This is a genomic window from Paenibacillus sp. RRE4 (assembly GCF_031844205.1).
Lineage (GTDB): Bacteria > Bacillota > Bacilli > Paenibacillales > Paenibacillaceae > Paenibacillus > Paenibacillus xylanexedens_B.
Window position 1 is genome coordinate 3,798,411 of record NZ_JAUZUT010000001.1, and the last position, 16,442, is coordinate 3,814,852.

20 protein-coding genes are annotated in these 16,442 nt (G+C 45.5%); all 20 read right to left on the reverse strand.

Annotation, left to right across the window (positions count from 1 at the left end):
- Positions 1-42: 42 nt before the first annotated feature.
- Positions 43-1,596: a response regulator transcription factor gene (locus Q9R46_RS17025; RefSeq protein WP_311280872.1), complete on the reverse strand. Its 1,554-nt coding sequence runs from the start codon at positions 1,594-1,596 to the stop codon at positions 43-45.
- Between the two features lie 25 nt (positions 1,597-1,621).
- The gene (locus tag Q9R46_RS17030) at positions 1,622-3,367 is read right to left on the reverse strand and encodes a sensor histidine kinase (RefSeq protein ID WP_311280873.1); all 1,746 of its coding nucleotides are present in this window, start codon (positions 3,365-3,367) and stop codon (positions 1,622-1,624) included.
- A 4-nt stretch (positions 3,368-3,371) separates the two neighbouring features.
- Entirely contained in the window at positions 3,372-4,490 is a 1,119-nt protein-coding gene (locus Q9R46_RS17035; protein ID WP_311281057.1) for a response regulator transcription factor, read from the reverse strand.
- Between the two features lie 241 nt (positions 4,491-4,731).
- Positions 4,732-5,730: an endo-1,4-beta-xylanase gene (locus Q9R46_RS17040; protein WP_311280874.1), complete on the reverse strand. Its 999-nt coding sequence runs from the start codon at positions 5,728-5,730 to the stop codon at positions 4,732-4,734.
- Between the two features lie 134 nt (positions 5,731-5,864).
- Positions 5,865-6,212, reverse strand: coding sequence for a hypothetical protein (locus Q9R46_RS17045; RefSeq protein WP_311280875.1), 348 nt, complete (start codon positions 6,210-6,212; stop codon positions 5,865-5,867).
- A gap of 144 nt (positions 6,213-6,356) precedes the next feature.
- Positions 6,357-7,229 carry an aminoglycoside phosphotransferase family protein gene (locus Q9R46_RS17050; protein WP_311280876.1) on the reverse strand — a complete coding sequence of 291 codons (873 nt, stop codon included), beginning with the start codon at positions 7,227-7,229 and terminating at the stop codon, positions 6,357-6,359.
- A gap of 11 nt (positions 7,230-7,240) precedes the next feature.
- Positions 7,241-7,735, reverse strand: a complete 495-nt coding sequence (locus tag Q9R46_RS17055; protein ID WP_311280877.1) for a DinB family protein — start codon at positions 7,733-7,735, stop codon at positions 7,241-7,243.
- A 33-nt stretch (positions 7,736-7,768) separates the two neighbouring features.
- Complete coding sequence (locus Q9R46_RS17060; protein WP_311280878.1) at positions 7,769-8,305, reverse strand: GNAT family N-acetyltransferase; 537 nt, start codon at positions 8,303-8,305, stop codon at positions 7,769-7,771.
- 6 nt (positions 8,306-8,311) lie between these two features.
- On the reverse strand, positions 8,312-8,602 hold the full coding sequence (locus Q9R46_RS17065; protein WP_311280879.1) for a hypothetical protein: 291 nt from the start codon (positions 8,600-8,602) through the stop codon (positions 8,312-8,314).
- A gap of 6 nt (positions 8,603-8,608) precedes the next feature.
- Positions 8,609-9,133: a cysteine hydrolase family protein gene (locus Q9R46_RS17070; protein ID WP_311280880.1), complete on the reverse strand. Its 525-nt coding sequence runs from the start codon at positions 9,131-9,133 to the stop codon at positions 8,609-8,611.
- Positions 9,134-9,223: 90 nt separating this feature from the next.
- Entirely contained in the window at positions 9,224-9,754 is a 531-nt protein-coding gene (locus tag Q9R46_RS17075) for a DinB family protein (RefSeq protein WP_311280881.1), read from the reverse strand.
- Between the two features lie 207 nt (positions 9,755-9,961).
- Positions 9,962-10,906, reverse strand: a complete 945-nt coding sequence (locus Q9R46_RS17080) for a GNAT family N-acetyltransferase (RefSeq protein WP_311280882.1) — start codon at positions 10,904-10,906, stop codon at positions 9,962-9,964.
- Positions 10,907-10,918: 12 nt separating this feature from the next.
- Entirely contained in the window at positions 10,919-11,542 is a 624-nt protein-coding gene (locus Q9R46_RS17085) for a hypothetical protein (RefSeq protein ID WP_311280883.1), read from the reverse strand.
- Positions 11,539-12,270 (reverse strand): DUF1361 domain-containing protein, encoded by a 732-nt coding sequence (locus Q9R46_RS17090; RefSeq protein WP_311280884.1) that lies wholly within the window; start codon positions 12,268-12,270, stop codon positions 11,539-11,541. The genes Q9R46_RS17085 and Q9R46_RS17090 overlap by 4 nt, the downstream gene beginning before the upstream one ends.
- Positions 12,271-12,299: 29 nt before the next feature.
- Positions 12,300-12,728 carry a GNAT family N-acetyltransferase gene (locus tag Q9R46_RS17095; protein ID WP_311280885.1) on the reverse strand — a complete coding sequence of 143 codons (429 nt, stop codon included), beginning with the start codon at positions 12,726-12,728 and terminating at the stop codon, positions 12,300-12,302.
- A gap of 11 nt (positions 12,729-12,739) precedes the next feature.
- A complete protein-coding gene (locus tag Q9R46_RS17100) occupies positions 12,740-13,207 on the reverse strand; it encodes a GNAT family N-acetyltransferase (RefSeq protein ID WP_311280886.1) in 468 nt (155 codons plus the stop codon).
- A gap of 3 nt (positions 13,208-13,210) precedes the next feature.
- Positions 13,211-13,639: a GNAT family N-acetyltransferase gene (locus Q9R46_RS17105; RefSeq protein ID WP_311280887.1), complete on the reverse strand. Its 429-nt coding sequence runs from the start codon at positions 13,637-13,639 to the stop codon at positions 13,211-13,213.
- Between the two features lie 204 nt (positions 13,640-13,843).
- On the reverse strand, positions 13,844-15,073 hold the full coding sequence (locus Q9R46_RS17110; protein WP_311280888.1) for an amidohydrolase: 1,230 nt from the start codon (positions 15,071-15,073) through the stop codon (positions 13,844-13,846).
- 23 nt (positions 15,074-15,096) lie between these two features.
- Positions 15,097-15,651, reverse strand: a complete 555-nt coding sequence (locus Q9R46_RS17115) for a methylated-DNA--[protein]-cysteine S-methyltransferase (protein WP_311280889.1) — start codon at positions 15,649-15,651, stop codon at positions 15,097-15,099.
- Positions 15,652-15,684: 33 nt separating this feature from the next.
- Positions 15,685-16,407 (reverse strand): DNA alkylation repair protein, encoded by a 723-nt coding sequence (locus Q9R46_RS17120; protein WP_311280890.1) that lies wholly within the window; start codon positions 16,405-16,407, stop codon positions 15,685-15,687.
- Positions 16,408-16,442 lie beyond the last annotated feature (35 nt).

Consider the following 16,442-nt stretch of genomic DNA (forward strand, 5'->3'; position numbering starts at 1 on the left):
TGCAGGAGGTCTTGAACCGGATCATACCTCCTTATATATGCTCTATTTAGCATGCTTAAGGCGATACTCAGCCGGTTTCAGCCCTGTTCTCCGCTCAAATTGTTTTAGAAAATGCTGGTAGCTCTTATAACCAACCTGCTCTGCAATCGCACATGAAGCATCGTCCGAATCTCTGAGCAATCTTATCGCCTCCTCTATCCTCAGATCATGCACCATATCGAGAACACCCTTGCCATATTTGCGCATAAAAGATTGACCCAGATGTACAGGGTGCATAAAGAATCGTTCGGCCAGTTCCTTAATAGTAAAGGTCTCTCTAAAATGTTCTTGCAAATACGCAGCTACCATCGCCTGTGTTCCGCCGAGCTGTTTTTGACGAAGAGATGATGCCACAGCTTGACACTTCAGGCAAAAGCTTTCCAGCATACTCGCTGAATTTTCGATGTTCCAGTGATACCGGTCATCGGAATGAAAGGCTGTATCCAGCAACAGATCCTTCGTTTCTCCTCCAAGCTCCTTGCATAGAGAAAAACCGCGGAATAAAATTTGGGTCATGAATATGTGCACAAATTCAGGTGCAGTCTTGTTCATTACAAATTGATGGAATGCTTCTCTAATCGACAGACTTAATTGTTCTGGCGAACCGTTCTCCAGACGCTCCATAATGAGATCCACTTCACGGAGAGATTCGGGATTGAATCTTAGACGTTGTTCCTGAAGATCTTCGGCGAATAGCAAATTCCCTTGGTGCAGAAACAAAAAACGCTCCGTTTCGACAGCCATACTTCTGGAAAGAGATAAGGCTTCCGGTTGAGGCACAGGTAGACCTACGGCACACTGTACTCCGTCCGGAACAACTTCATTCAAGACAGACAACAACCTTTCCGCAAAATCCCGATGGCTTCTTCCTTCCCATGTTTCTGCTTCTGAAGAACCTTCCCCCCATACAATGCCGCAGGTATCCAGTTCATTTTCCACCACATAACAGCACGGTTCACGGCTCACGGTCTCATGAATCATCGAGCGAATCTGTCCAGAATCAGCACGCTGAAATCTTATTTTCACATACGTCCATTTCTGAGCTTGTTCATACAAATCGGCGATATCATGAGCCATCTGTTCTGCATCCTCAACTTCCTGTCCAGTGGCCAGTGCAGCCAAAACATGACGGGTTTCCTGCACTTTCGCCTGTTCACGAACACTCTCACGCTGTTGCTTCTCCTTCAACTCCTGCGCCAGTCTCTCCAGCATATCGTCCGCTTCCATCGTATCCACAGGTTTGGTTAAATAATTGCTGACGCCAAGACGAATGGCCTGCCTCGCGTAATTAAAATCGCTGTAACCACTTGTAATGACAAACATGGTAGAATCATGCCCCAGACGACGTGCCTCTTCAATCAATTCCAGCCCGTTCATCGCTGGCATATGAATATCCGTGACAACCAGATCAGGTTTACTCGTACGGATCGCTTCGACTGCCTCTTCTCCATTGGTGCACACACCGTTAATTTCGAATCCGAATTTTCGCCAATCAATTAACAACTGCAGACCTTCAATCGCAAACGGTTCATCATCGACCAGTAATACTTTATACATCTCCCTGTCCCCCTTTGTTCATCAGTCACAGTCTGGCTGTCGGAATATGAAATCCCGCTTCTGTACCGCTGCCCTTCTCACTGCGTATTGTGAACGTTGCATCCCCTTCATAAAATAATTCCAGGCGGCGATAGACATTACGAATGCCCACATGTGAACCGTCCTTCGCCTGATCCGAGCGTACATCCTGTATTAATTGCCTCAGTTTATCCTGCTCCATCCCGATCCCGTTATCGATAACACGAATAACCAGACCGGATTCACCTAACTTTGCGGTAATATGAATTAATCGTCCAGTCTTGCGTGCTTGCAAACCATGTTTGCACGCATTTTCAACCAGCGGCTGAATACTCATGCGTGGAATACGTTTGCCAGCAGCCTTTGGATCAATATCCAGAGTATAATCAAACAACTCTCCGAACCTGAACTTCTCAATTTGAAGATAAAGTGTTGTGAATTGCAGCTCCTCTTCGAGCGGGATCAGGTTGTCTGATCTGCTGAGCAACTGTCTCATGAGTAAAGATAAGCTTTTAATAATTTCAGATACTTCGGTATAGCCGTTTTTGGTACTCACGACGAGTAGTGCATTCAGTGTATTAAACAGAAAATGTGGATTCATCTGGCTCTGGAGCATAGATAACTCCGTTCGGACTTGATCCAGTTCGAGATCCTTGTGCCTGATCTCCAGTTTGTATACGTCGTTAATCAGGGAATGGATTTTGCTGATCATCATATTAAACGTGCGGATTAACCCGCCAATCTCGTCCCGACCTTCCTGGATCTCGATCAGGTCAAAACGTTCATTCCGCACTTTCTCCATATGCCGTGACAATTTACGGATACGGTAGTGGTACGAGCGCAGAATAAAGTAAATGAGCACCGAAGGTACAATGACACTGATGACCGCGAGCCATAAAATAGAATTACGTGCTTCGTCCAACAACTGATCCACATGCCGCGTATCCGCAACCCCGATCAGCTTCCAGCCATCCAGATAAGCCAGATTACCAAGTGACTTCTCCATGATATATTCGGAATTCGTATCGGAAGACCATCCCTCTGCCGGGAAACGTGCACTGGAAACGACCGGACGGCTATTTCCGTCCACAAGCCTGAGCTGCAGGCTGTTTGTCTCACGATTAAGGATGCTGTAGATGCGATTCACTTCGAGATCAATTCTGGAATACTTCGCATAGTTAGCATATGAAGTAAATGTCTTCATTTTCCCGATAACACTAATTCGTTTCCCTCGGCTAAATCCAGACTGTTCTTCGTAATCAATAACTAAAATATCACCGTTCGCGTGATTTAGCTGCTCCATGCCCGGCAACGATGTCTCTTTGTCCTTCATGACGATGTAATGACTGCCCGTCTGAATCGTATCGTTATCCGTAAAAATTCGGACTTCCAAAATATTGGCCGACATATACCGTGTCAATTTATCACGCAAGAACACATGATACTCGTTGTAATAATCCACAGGTGACGCGTAGGTACGATCCAGTGCTTCATACAAGGAATCATCCGCGGCAATCATACGGCTTAGCGCCACGCTCTCGTCAATCATACCGACCAACTCTCCTGCGGCCCTGTCAATCGATTTGCGCAGATTTTCCTGTTCCCTTACTTTGATATCTGCAGATGTTCGTTGATAAAAAAACAGATTAATCGCAATAATTGGAAGAAGAATACTGACCACATAGATCAGCAGAAACTTATATCGAAGGGGGATATCGTTTACCGTATGAAAAGTCCTCTTTTTCTTATGCACATAATCACCCTTGGTTGTTGTTTTTATATAGAGATGGAAGCTCTCCTGTAAGCGCTTTAAATTTTTCCGTAAAATACTCCGCATCATGATAACCCAATTCAAATGCAATATCTGAGATTTTCATATTGGTTCGGCGGAGCATCCTGCGCGCCTCTTCAATACGAAGACGATGAACATACTCACTGAAGCTGACCCCCATCTCACGCTTGAACTGCTGGCCTAGATAAGCCGCATTGACATGAATGTGATTGGCGAGCTGCTGCAGCTTGATTTTGGTACGATAATGCTCCTTCAGATACTGTACGGCTTCCGCCACCAGCCCACTGGAACCCGGATCAGCCTGAGCCATTGAGGCAAACGTTTCCGTAATCCGAATAAACAATTTCTTCAAGTCCCCCATGAACCAACTCTCTGTATGATGCCAAGTCCGGACTTGGAGAAGAGTCTGATCTGCTCCGATCATGCTATATCTGCGTAGCAGTTCTCCATGGATGTATCTGACTGCGCTTTGAGCCCAGATCATCGCGGCCCGTGATTCTTGCATCTCCTGTAACATATCATCAACAGTGCGAGTAACGCCTGTTACATCTCCTGCCTCGATTAAAGCGATAAATTGCCGCGCGCGCGATGCCATTTTCTCCAGATCCGCCTCATCCAGCATGCCGTCCTCATCCGTATGTGTGTCCAACATCTCCATGGCATGATATTGCTCTTCCGCAAGCTTGGTCTCTGTTTCCTGCCGCTGTGTATCCAGCGGTACGATCAGGTTCCTTAATAACTCGTGAATTTCTTCTGGCACCAAAGGTTTGAGCACATATTCATTCACCCGATATCGTATCGCCTGCTGTGCATAACCAAACTCGGAATACCCTGTTACGATCACGATCTGGGAATCATATTTTAAGTCTTCACGCATGGTTCGGATCAATCCCAGTCCATCAAGCACAGGCATCTGGATATCGGTTACCACCAAATCCGGATTTACATGATTGATCAGTTCCAGTGCTTCCTCTCCATCGGTCGCGGTTCCACACAACTCATATCCGCAGCCTTGCCAATCGATCATCGTTTTCCAGCCTTCCAGCATAAACGGCTCATCATCTGCTACAATGACCTTGTACATTGGATTCACCTGCCATTTCCCCTTTTTTTCTCCAGTATGGCATCGTACCGTGCATGTGACAATGCTATTATTCGAATAAATCTGCTCTATATATAAGATACTTCAAAAAGCCTTACAGGCTTAACCCTTTTTATGGGGTCTGCATGTAAGGCTTTGATTCCAAAACACGTAGCAGAGCGCTGCATGCTTAGCTTAAACGTATAGCTAAATCGTGCCTGAACTTGTGCTTTAAGTCTTCTTCTTACTTTTCCCCGAGAATGCGCCAAAATGAACCCTTCGGTTGTTGCTTGGTATCGAACACAAATGGCCAGTTTTTGCGCCCGCGTACCGGGAAATTGTCCAACCACGTATAATGATCAGCTGCACCCCAGAATGTTACAGAAGTAATATTGGATTGATACTCCCGGAACAGCTTGAAAATCTCCTCATACCGTTTCTCCTGAAGCTCCATCATCTCAGGCGTTGGCTCTGTCAGATCAGTGCGCTTGTCATCATGTTGAAACACAGATACATCTAGTTCAGTGACGTGAAGCTGCACATCCAGTGAAGCATAACGTTCAATGGCCTCACGGATCTCTTCAATGGACGGACCATGAATACTCCAGTGACCCTGCATGCCAATACCATGAACCGGAACCCCTTGCTCCAGCAGCGATCGAACCAGATTGTAAATTTTTTCCCGTTTGACCGGATTAGTCTCATTGTAATCATTGTAGAACAGTAGTGCGTCAGGATCAGCTTCATGTGCCATATTGAATGCTTGCGCCAGGTAATCTTCTCCAAGCAATTGCAGCCATTTGGTATCTCTCATAATCAGATCGGTCTTATCTTCAATCGCCTCGTTCACCACGTCCCATGCGTAGATCTGTCCTTTATAACGACCAACGACGGTATCGATATGCTGCTTCAACCGGGACAACATCAGTTCTCTCGAAGCCGGGCCGCCGGAAGCATCCTCAAACACCCACGTTGGTGTCTGGTTGTGCCATACCAGGGTATGACCACGAACACCTATTGCACGGCCAACGGCAAAATCAACGATCTCATCTGCTGCCTCAAACGTATATTCATGCTCCCGCGGATGAACCTCTTCAAACTTCATCTGATTCTCCGCAGTGACACTGTTATAGTGCTTCGCAATAAATTCTCCTTCGGATTGTAACATTCTCGTATGTACTGCTGCACCTATTTTGAATGCATCGGCATAAGCAGTATGTAGGGACGGAATTTCGGTAGACATCCTGGTTCCTCCTCGCAGATTTATTTCTTCATCATAACGGAAAATGAATGCGCTTTCCCTGAACAAAATAAACCTTCTCCCCCCTGAAATTCTACCAATTTCAGCACAAAAGAAAGAAGTGCAGGCAATATACGTTATAACTTGTCTATCTGTAGCAAAGTCACTTGCTTCACCGTACATGCCGGGCTGACTTGTTCTTCGGAGAGAACATTAAGCTTGATCAGGCTTTTCAGCTTATGGCTGTCCACCTTGGACAGCAACCTCCAGATCTCCGGATCAGGCAACGATGCATACAGCTTCTGATCGTCATATTCCTTGCGGTGCTGGAGCACCGTTTTCACCTTATATCCGCCTACTTCGGTCTCATATACGCCTTGCTCTTCACAGTACGCCACAATCTCATCCCTCAATACAGATAACTGTTGTTCGATCTCTTTCTGCTGCTGTTTCAGTTCGAAGTAAGTGTGTACCTTCTGTTCCATTATTCATCACGCTCCTCTACTACCATAGGTATGCAGAAGATGAGAATTTAGGACAGGCTTGTAGACTAGCTTGAAAAGATATTCCGAATACCAAATCGTAATTTTAGGACTTTAAGGAAAGATTCTATAGAGGGATTATTTCAATTACAACAAGTCGGCTTGTAAGTAAGGGTTATGAGTAGCTATATCTAATACTCGCCGCATGACTTCTGCATTTCTCGGAACATCTCCTTCACGCGAGAGCAACACCCAGCGTAACCAGGCCAATGCTTCAAATCCTTCTTCCTCATCCAGCAAATTGCCGGCAACCGCTCGTAATTCGGCTTGATAAATCATTCCATACTTTTCCCCGTTATAGATCGTGATTAGAAAAACAGACCATGCCGCATCATATCTCGGGTCTCCGTACTGTCCGTTGGTCCAGTCTATAACGGTGTATTTTCCATTGATCTCTACAATATTCCCTAGGTTATAGTCACCATGAATGAAGTGATCCTGTCTGATCTTTACACGCTTCATCAGGTCATGAACAATGTGATGGATATCTTGGTGCTTAGCAATCTGAGGGAAAAAATAGTCGACGAAATTGTAATGAGGAATGTAATCTTGTTTTGCTTCTTCCGTTTGCGGCTCTTTAACACGGACTGGATACTGGTGGATACGATTTAAATTCTGAGCGATCCTTCTTAATATTTCTTGATCTAGCCGGGTCACCGGCACACCATCGTAACTTGTGAGTAGCACTTGATTCTGGTGCTGATCTATCCCCCAGCCATATGGCCTGGATACCTGAATCCCGCTTTGTGTGAGACTATGCAACAACTGATATTGTTTTCTAATATCCGGACGAGACTCCTTATTCCAGATCTTCAGTACATACGGCTGATCATGAAGTTCAACACGCATAACATCCGCTTCCATTCCAGGCTTAAGCGGGGTCATCCGATGCTCCTGTCCTATTCCCTGCCGAATCGTTTCATCCAGTTGAACCCAGCGGATACTGCTAAGTTGTATCACTTATACTCACCTCACGGCTCTTCAACATGGTCAGGTTCGATCAATCCTTTGCCTATAACATTAGCAGATACGGGCTCTCGGCCAAGTTCTCTTGCCCATACGGATAACTGCCCTATATGATGAATTTCATGTGCAATTACATGACGCATAACTTCGCCCCAAGCATCGATATGCACGTGTCCGTCGGTTCGGCGGTCGATGTAAGTTCTCTTTTCCATGCTCGGCTCCCACAATAAAACAAATGCTTCTACATTTTGGTGTAGCTTACGATCCAGTTCACGAATGGCTTCAAGCGTCTGATAATTGGCAAAATCTTCAGCACCATCGGGTTTTCCTTGTAGCAGTTGAAGCCAGCTCCACTCGACATCAATGATATGAAAAAAAGTCTTCAGGATACTTCCCACGCCACCTGTACGTGGTCGAAGCAATTCTTCTGGCGGCAGGTCTGCACACCACGCATACCACTGTTCACGCACGATCCAGTTATATCGAAAAAAGGTTTCCATACCGTAGCCTCCTATGTTGCTGTACTCAGGTCATTATAGCTTCTTGATTAATTCAATATTCGCAAAATGGGTTGATGAATGTTTTTCATCACCATGGATTCCGCCAATTTGGCTAAAACCCGATCTAAACCAGAAGCGTAAAGCCGGCCAATTTTTGAGTGCAACATTGATTCTAATCTCATCATAACCCAGAGTGGCAAGCTGCTCAGTTAAGGCATCCATCATCTCCTGGCCGTATCCTTGTTTCTGAACACCATTCTGAATATATAAAAATTCCAAATACAATATAGATTCAGCTGGATAGCCATGATACACACTTAACATCCCAATCGTCTGATTCTCCTCAAGCGTGCATATACTTTGAATTCTATAATTCTCCAATATTCCACCTGGTGGGAGGTTCCCTTGTTCTACACAATTCTTAACGTAGTTCGCATCATTTTCTTGTCCATCCCATTCCTGTATATAACGGCTTGTATCATATAGTTTCTGAAGTTCAACAATTTCGAAAGGCTTCACATCTGAAAAAATAAGCCTTTCTGAATTCCAACTTGAAGGAAGATGTTTCATTATTATTCACTCCACTGATTTCTTAGTTAATCTTTTTTTGATATAGACAATCACATGTATTCCAGCATAAATAAACAGGACATTCACGAAATATACCAGTAAATTAATATGCATATCCGATATGAACCATGTCGATCCACTCGAATTCGAGGCATGGTAATCCGTCAAAAAACGAAGCGGGAATCCATACTCGGTTCGTAAAATTTTGTTATCGTCATTCAGCGTTCCTGGAAGAAAAAATACAGCCAATACAGCAAGCCAGGCCGAAAGATTGAATATTTTTATGTGTATCTTCATTCTTCATCACCTCGTAATGTGTGCCATATCCACCACATGAGCAAATATGCTCAGCACCGAATTATGATGTTCAATAATTTGCTCTGCCCGGAGCACACTAGAGTTCCATGTACTGTGGGCATCTCGTATCAGTTGCACTGTATATCCCAAACTAAACGCTCTACGGCAAGTGGTATCCACACATAGCTCTGTCTGCATACCTGTAAGAATCAGCTTGGATACACCGAATTTCAGCAATATCGCTTGTAGATTTGTTTCATGAAACGAATCCGGGGTTTCTTTTTCAACTATCAGATCACCTTCAAGCGGTGCAATAGAGGGATGAATCTCCCATCCTGCTGTTCCGCGCTCCAGCGGACTCCCTGTCCCCTCACTGTGCTGTATATAAATGACACGATGTCCCACATCACGGGCCGCCCCAATAAGCTTCTGAATGTTTCTTAGTAACTGCTCGCCCTGATATACCGGATCTGACTCATCGAACATGGCTCTTTGCACATCAATAATAACCAATGCTGTATGATCTGCCATTATGCATTCCTCCTGTTCTACTAATAAAAACAACCTGAATTGAACTTTAGTTACAATCTATTTTACCATTTATTCAATGGCGGCTTCCCTTCATCGATCAGATGTATGAGTGTGGAACCATTTCCGCAACTGATTTATATGCGCCTGATGATAACGATTGTGGTCAGCCATGTGCCAAAGTCCCCAGCGAACAGAAGCTTGCTTTTCATTCCTATGCCCGAAAGTAACTACGAGATCCATATCCGCATCCGTAAGAATTGTGCATGTTTCCTGTAGCATGTTCATGATCAACTGATGTTGAGAAATAAGTGTGTCTCTGGATATCCCCGCTATGAAAGGAAGTTTGTTGTTTTCATCAATGATGGGACCATATTGCTCCAACATATCGAGAGGTAGCGTTTGTCCTTTGATACGATACACCCAGTTCAGGTCAACGAACGTGATATGTCTCAGTAACTGAGCTGTGCTGTTGTATAGGTTACCAGGCCCTCTGTAATCGACCTCCTCTTGTGACATGGAATCCGTGATGAATTTCAGGCGATCACTGTTCTCTTTAACCGCGGCGAAAAGCATCCCCGTCACAGAAGACATATTTTCCTCCCCTTTTAAATCATGAATCATGCCCTCACCTCTTCATTAAGTTATTGTGACTGTCTTTCTTGCAATAAAGACTTAATTTCCTTTAACTCTTCAACAAGATAAGGCGATCTCACCAGATCGCCCCTGTTCGCTAATTATTTTCTTTTTCGATACGCTTGAAGATATTTAGTGTTGTCACAAGGAACTCCTGAGAGCATTTTCCGTGAATATCGGTTAAAATGGCCACCTTCATTCCGCTTCCTCCTCAGGAATATACATCGTCTGGATCTCGTGCACACCCTGTACAAAACCCAGATTCAGATATACCGACTCGGCATCATTGCCTTCCATCACATACAGTCGCAAAAATGGATAGTGCTCCTTGAGCATCGTTAATGCTCTTTGTAACATTTGGGTAGCAATTCCTCTGCCTCTGTACGAGGGGATTACGCCTATACTGTATACCGCAGCCTGATTGTCCTGTAGACATAAGCGGCAGTTGGCGACCAGTTGACCTGATGCTTGATCGTATACCAATGTAGATGCCTGAGTCAGGATTTCATTGGTATAATTAGGATCTTCGTCAGGTGTAAAATCTTCAAGAGAGCTCTGCTTTCTGCGCGTTGCTTCTAGACTTCCACCGAAACTTTCCAGATCACACTGGGCAATTTCCTCTTCGTTTATATATTTGAAGCCACCTGATTCTTTTCCAATAATCCCTGGGCTCTTAACAATCACCCTACTGTCCCAATCCACCTCGAAATGATCCGTAGGACGCTGCATCCAGCGGCATCTGAACTCGGCCGGCCAGAATCCCGCTCTCGCAAACCAGTCTACTTGACCTGGTAGAATCTCAAATGTCAGAATTCGTTTACTCCGATCCGACCACTGCATTAATTTCTGTTTCAGCAGCTTGACGATCTCAAAGCCTTGCTGGAACGGCGGGATGAGAAACAAATGATACATCTTGTTAGGCTCCATTCGTACACCGCCTATTTTGCTTTCCCCGCGATAGATCCAGTACGCACTGCACCTTGAGGAACTGAATTCTTCTTCCCTGAAAAATCCGACGTATCCCATATCATAATAAATGGTGCAAAATAATCCCCACTCCGTAACATCCGCAAGGCGAATCGAGTATTCATCCGACAGATCATATTGAAGAATATCCGCAGACCATTCTGTTAAATGCATATGTCCTTCCTCCTAAGCCGGGTATCCAATTTCTGCAATGTCCTCTTCCAACTCGTCTAACTCGATCTCCGGGTTTAATGCCTGCAACAGTTGTTCGTTTAACGGTTTCATGTCAAAAACATGCTGTATCGGCTCTAGATCCAGTTCAACCTCATAATACTCCTGAGCCCAAGCATGGTAATACGCTGCACCGCCCACAAGAACTTGCAGCAGAGCATAAGCTTCGTCCGCGAGCTGTTGACTCGAAGTCCACCCGTTCTGTTCCTCTTCATTCCAGATGCAGAAGGTAGTCTGATCCATCATAAAAGCAGCTTCTTCCAGAAACGTCGTTTTGAATACTGCCGGCACACCCTCCAATACATCGCCAAGTTGATCTTGATGTAGGGAAGCATAAGCTTTGTCGTAACCTTTGATGATTAAACGGTTGCTTGAATCAAACAACGCGAAATAGTGATCTCCTTCCCCGTCTCGCATCGAAGCCATCTGTTCATTCTCATCCCACTGTGCATTGTACGAATAGTACCTGTACTCCCATTCTGGCATTAGAATTGCATCCAGCATTGCTACTGCCTTGAAGATTCGCTGACATTCAGAAATGCCGGGCAGTTGCTTGATAAATTCAGAAGTATTGCTCATTTTCTTACCTCCCGAGTAATCGAACTACTTATCAATGAAATAATGACATATGCAAATGCCTGGATCACAAACATTAGCGTAACAAACGCCACCGGAAGACCGCTTGCTGAACTTAAATCATTCATCAAATCGATAACAATCTGCCCGGGTCTGGACACGATATCCCATGAATTCCAGCGATTAAATCTCCCGATATATACGCCAACGCCACTTAAAAGTAAAATACATCCGACAATGATCCAGCAAACGAACCTGTGTACGAATAATTGCAACACATATTCAATTTGCCTTATGGAACACGTGGAGAGCACTAGCCCTACAATGGCTACACCAAACGTAAGGGTCAAACTGTACCAGAAATCCATCCCGAACCAAAAAGCACGCTCAGGCTGAGCAACAAAATACCGGAATGCATGCAACATTTCTGTAAACAAATAGGCCGCGTTAGGCAAAAAGAAAAGCCAGATCAAACCGAGCAAACCTGTCAACACCATGCCCAGCCATCCGGGTCTCACGGTTTTACGTCGAAAAATAAGAGCAATCATCGTTGAAATGAGAAACGGAACCCATGCCAGAAGCATGTCCCAGTCCAAAAAGGCATACATATTCGAGCCTGACTTTGCACGCAGATACGCGGCAATGCCTAGACAGCATAACGTCATAAACAGTAATGTGAACGCTAATGCAATAAATCTTTTGTTCAAAATCCGATCATGTTTATCTATCATCTTGTTGGATTAGTCCTTCTTCTATCAAATTATAGATATTTCTTAAAGGCTTTGCTGGACTCGCCATCGTACCCTAGCTTTTGATAAAATTGATGGGCCCCTTGCCTGGAAGCTCCACTAGCGAGGAGGATCTTGGATGCGCTCATCTGCATACATACCTCTTCCACATGTTCCATTAATTCTGTGCCGTATCCCCTGCCTTGCACCTCGTTAGACATAATGACCCTTTCAACCAAACCAAACGGTCGATTTCCCGCAAGAGCGTCCAAGCAGATATGTAAATGTGCCGTACCGACTACCTGCTCCCGAGCTTCGTAAACAAAAAGGAAGCTGTGTTCGTGACGTCTAATCTCTTCTATTCGTTCAGCCAGCACCTTAATATCCGTGTGGTTAGGCAGTAGTTCCCTGTACAATTTTTCAATCGTTGCTGCATCCCTGGCTTCGGCTTCTCTTATCATGTTTGCCACCTCTATTCTCTAACCTGATAACCTAAAATAATGTCACCGTTATCTTCCAATTCACCTGTTTCCTGAAACCCGCAACGCTTGTACAGTGCATTAGCCGCAACGTTATGCGGAACGTGAGATACCCTGATTTGCCGACAATCACTTCGCACCTGCAACATGTGAATAACTTCCTGGATGGCACGCTTCCCATACCCCTGTCCCTGATGTTTCCCATCAATCATAAAACGAAGAATCCAGTAATGCTCATCCCTATAAATCTCATTGTCAAATAAAATAAACCCGACCATCTCATTCCCTGCATAGATCCCGTAAGGTTTCGAAGTTACTTCCTTGGTCGCATGGAGTAAAGAATCCGCATTGCTCGCTACCAGTGTGAGCTGATCTTCCCTCGGTTGCAGACGGATGCACTCACTTTTATTTCCCTGCGTAATCGGTTGCAAAGTAACTTGTTTCTCCATGTTATCACGCATGTCTCATTCTCCCTCGTCTATCACTACTTCAATTTTCTTCATCAATATAATTTCTAATGGCTGTGTGTCTAACAGTAAAGCTCCTGCATCCACATATCCCATTCCACGATAGAAATGTTGAGCACTCTCATCAGACTGCGTGGAAGTCATAACCGTATCAAAGCCCTTCTTTTTCATTTCATTTTCCCAATACTGCACGACACGTTGCCCTGTTCCACGACCACGAAACGGCTCATCGATCCAAATCATGTTCATAAAAGGCATGTTGTCCCAAAAGTATCCATATCTCATCCAGCCAATCCTTGCCTCGTCTTCCCAGAAGATATATATTTCCTTCTCTTTTATTTTCGTATCAACAAGTGTGGGATGGATATGCCGATCTTTTTCAACGATATATGCACGGTCTGCCTGCGAAGCATATGTAATGTTCATAGGGATTAGCTCCTTCAAAAGCAAAATATAATCTATCATAACCCAGAATGTGGGTTATGCGTATAATTTCTTCCTCCATATGAGCTATATTGTTGAACTAAAACAGTTCCACACGGCTCATGCCTGTTCACGCAAAAAAGCCACGGCATCCGTGGCTTAATCTTTAACCTCTATTCTGTTTATTACATCTTACAGTGATGCCTGTTACGCTAGCGATCCACTTACCAATTGTCCATGATACCACACAGCCAGCCTTTCAGATCGCCTTGCCACCGCTTCGGCTGCACAACTCGCCTGTACCAGAACAAAGCTTGCTACATCGCCTGCCTTCGGCCATACCTTTTCCCCTGCCGCATTCAGCGGAGTCACTCCGCCCGTAATCGTAGCAAGCGACTGGGACAACGATAACTCGTCGCTATATCCATACAGTTCGGCGAAGCGGCCAGCCTTTTCAAGCATATCCCCATTGCCAAAAGGAGACCAGTGATCCGTCAGGCTGTCTGTCGCCAGTTTCACGTTTACACCCTCACGTTGCAACATCGGAAGCGGCATCATCGCTCTGCCTATCGGCACCGTTGAAGCCACACTCATTCCCAGCGATGCCATGCGGCTCGCCATCTCTTCGGCTTCCTGTTTCTCCGCTCCTGCAAACCAGAACGCGTGACTGACCGTCACCTGACCCCGAAGCCCTGCTTGTTCAGTCAGCCTCACAAGTTCCAGCAACGTTTGCTTGCCAGCTTCGCCGCCATCATGCAGATGCATATCGATCCCTGCTTGATATTTAACCGCCAGTTCGACCATGGCATGTAGCGATTTTTCGATGTTCTCATCTACGGTATACGGATCAAGTCCGCCTACATGTGTTGCGCCCTCTGACATGGCTTGTCCCATGAGTTCGACCGAGTTGGATCGCAACAGCCCATGCTGAGGGAACGCGACAATCTCTGAAGATATTTTACCTGTATAACTCTCCAGGGCCAGCTTGGTTGCTTCCAAACGCTTCAGCCCACTTACCGGTTCAATATTACAATGGGCACGAACGTGTGTAGATCCGTAACCCTGTATTCGTGCAAGGATGCTTTCCGCCTGCCGTTTCGCATCGGGTAGCAACTTGGGCAACAGCACCTTTTCCTCCTCAATGCGATCAAAGATGCTGGAGCTGCGTCTAACCGCTTTCCATGGCCCGTCGTAATAGGTTTTATCCAGATGAATATGTGCTTCTTCAAACGAAGGCAACAATAACAAACCTTTTCCATCCACTCGCGGCAATTCTTCTGTCAATTGCGCCTTTGCATCCACAATGGCAGCAATAACTCCGTTCTCAATCCGCAGATGAGCAAGACCCGTTTGTGTACCCGTCACCTCTGCTCCTTCACGAATATATCCTTGTTCCAATCTTACATTGGTCAGCCAGTATGCCTGTTGCTGCTCCATCCTCTTCCCTCATTTCTCTTTCATTAAAAATTAAACCGTGCATGTCCGCCATCTGTCACGCCTTCAATATGTTCAATATCCAGTAATCTGCGCTTCATCTCCAGACCACCACGAAAACCCGTCAGCTTGCGATTAGCACCAATAATCCGATGACATGGCAACAGCACCGGAATAGGGTTGGCCCCGTTCGCCGCACCTACAGCCCGCACAGCCGAAGGTCTGCCAATGGTAGTAGCGATGTCTCCATATGTGCGAATCTCACCATAAGGGACTTGTCCAAGCGCTTTCCATACTTCCTGCTGAAATTCGGTACCAATCAGGTCTAGCGGGATTTCAGCTGTAAAGGCTATCTTTTCTCCCGCAAAATAGGACTCCAGCCAGTCCATCATGCCCGTCTGTCTTAACGCCTGTTCATTCTCTTCAAGTTTAACAGCCGGGGCAATTTTGCCAATCCAGCCGTGCCAGTCCTCTAACGTTTCATTAGGCATCACTACCCGGCACAGCCCTTTTTCGGTTGCCATTAAGCTCCACGGTTGGCCGTCCAGTTGCATGGTGGTATACATCAACTTTTGCCTCATCCCATATCCTCCTTATCTTCTCTCAGCTCCAAGTCAGGAGGTTATCTGTTTTAGTATCTCTGCCTGTTTTTTCGCCTTGCGTTTCATGCCTCGTATCCGTTGTTTGTCCTCCGGTGTCACGCGGTACGATTCCGTAATCTTCTGGAGTGCTTTGTTGTACGTAAAATCGTCAAGTGTGTTGTGCTGCAAATAAGGCATGGTCACCTCAGGTTGCTTCACATACGCGATCGAGATCGCCCAAGCCACCGCCATTTTCACATAATAGGCCTCATGTTTAATCTGATCAAGTAACGGTAACACCTGATGAATATAAGGTTCCTCCAGATAAAAGTTCAACAGCATCACCACGCCAAACCGGATTTCATATTCCTGATCCGACTTCAAATAAGGCTGAATGAAGCTCCACATCGCATCCATATGCACTTTCGTATATTTCAGTCCGGCACAGAAGCTGTCACATACCGACCAGTTATCGATTTTGGGCACAAAAGCCGCAATGCGTGTCAGCAGCTCGTCCAGATCTGCTTGCACATGACCAATGACCATCGCTTGCAGCATGACTTCTTCGAAATAGTCATTCTGCGCCGTATCCAGGTACGTACGCCAGTCTGCTGAGACAATCTGTTTGGCTATTTTGCGGATCGTGGGTAAACGCACACCCATCACGTTTGAAATATTCGGTATAAGGGAAGCCGCAAATTTCTGGTATTCCGGCTCAGCCAGGCTGAGCAGTTGTGTTCGAATGTCGGTTTCCAAGGGCACAGGACCTCCTTGTTGATTGCTATAGAACA

What these genes read in the sequence shown, in the direction of transcription:
- Q9R46_RS17025 (WP_311280872.1), bottom strand. Translation starts at nt 1,596, where the DNA reads ATGTATAAAGTATTACTGGTCGATGATGAACCGTTTGCGATTGAAGGT.
- Q9R46_RS17035 (WP_311281057.1), bottom strand. Translation starts at nt 4,490, where the DNA reads ATGTACAAGGTCATTGTAGCAGATGATGAGCCGTTTATGCTGGAAGGC.
- Q9R46_RS17040 (WP_311280874.1), bottom strand. Translation starts at nt 5,730, where the DNA reads ATGTCTACCGAAATTCCGTCCCTACATACTGCTTATGCCGATGCATTC.
- Q9R46_RS17045 (WP_311280875.1), bottom strand. Translation starts at nt 6,212, where the DNA reads ATGGAACAGAAGGTACACACTTACTTCGAACTGAAACAGCAGCAGAAA.
- Q9R46_RS17055 (WP_311280877.1), bottom strand. Translation starts at nt 7,735, where the DNA reads ATGGAAACCTTTTTTCGATATAACTGGATCGTGCGTGAACAGTGGTAT.
- Q9R46_RS17060 (WP_311280878.1), bottom strand. Translation starts at nt 8,305, where the DNA reads ATGAAACATCTTCCTTCAAGTTGGAATTCAGAAAGGCTTATTTTTTCA.
- Q9R46_RS17065 (WP_311280879.1), bottom strand. Translation starts at nt 8,602, where the DNA reads ATGAAGATACACATAAAAATATTCAATCTTTCGGCCTGGCTTGCTGTA.
- Q9R46_RS17070 (WP_311280880.1), bottom strand. Translation starts at nt 9,133, where the DNA reads ATGGCAGATCATACAGCATTGGTTATTATTGATGTGCAAAGAGCCATG.
- Q9R46_RS17075 (WP_311280881.1), bottom strand. Translation starts at nt 9,754, where the DNA reads ATGATTCATGATTTAAAAGGGGAGGAAAATATGTCTTCTGTGACGGGG.
- Q9R46_RS17080 (WP_311280882.1), bottom strand. Translation starts at nt 10,906, where the DNA reads ATGCATTTAACAGAATGGTCTGCGGATATTCTTCAATATGATCTGTCG.
- Q9R46_RS17085 (WP_311280883.1), bottom strand. Translation starts at nt 11,542, where the DNA reads ATGAGCAATACTTCTGAATTTATCAAGCAACTGCCCGGCATTTCTGAA.
- Q9R46_RS17090 (WP_311280884.1), bottom strand. Translation starts at nt 12,270, where the DNA reads ATGATAGATAAACATGATCGGATTTTGAACAAAAGATTTATTGCATTA.
- Q9R46_RS17095 (WP_311280885.1), bottom strand. Translation starts at nt 12,728, where the DNA reads ATGATAAGAGAAGCCGAAGCCAGGGATGCAGCAACGATTGAAAAATTG.
- Q9R46_RS17100 (WP_311280886.1), bottom strand. Translation starts at nt 13,207, where the DNA reads ATGCGTGATAACATGGAGAAACAAGTTACTTTGCAACCGATTACGCAG.
- Q9R46_RS17105 (WP_311280887.1), bottom strand. Translation starts at nt 13,639, where the DNA reads ATGAACATTACATATGCTTCGCAGGCAGACCGTGCATATATCGTTGAA.
- Q9R46_RS17110 (WP_311280888.1), bottom strand. Translation starts at nt 15,073, where the DNA reads ATGGAGCAGCAACAGGCATACTGGCTGACCAATGTAAGATTGGAACAA.
- Q9R46_RS17115 (WP_311280889.1), bottom strand. Translation starts at nt 15,651, where the DNA reads ATGAGGCAAAAGTTGATGTATACCACCATGCAACTGGACGGCCAACCG.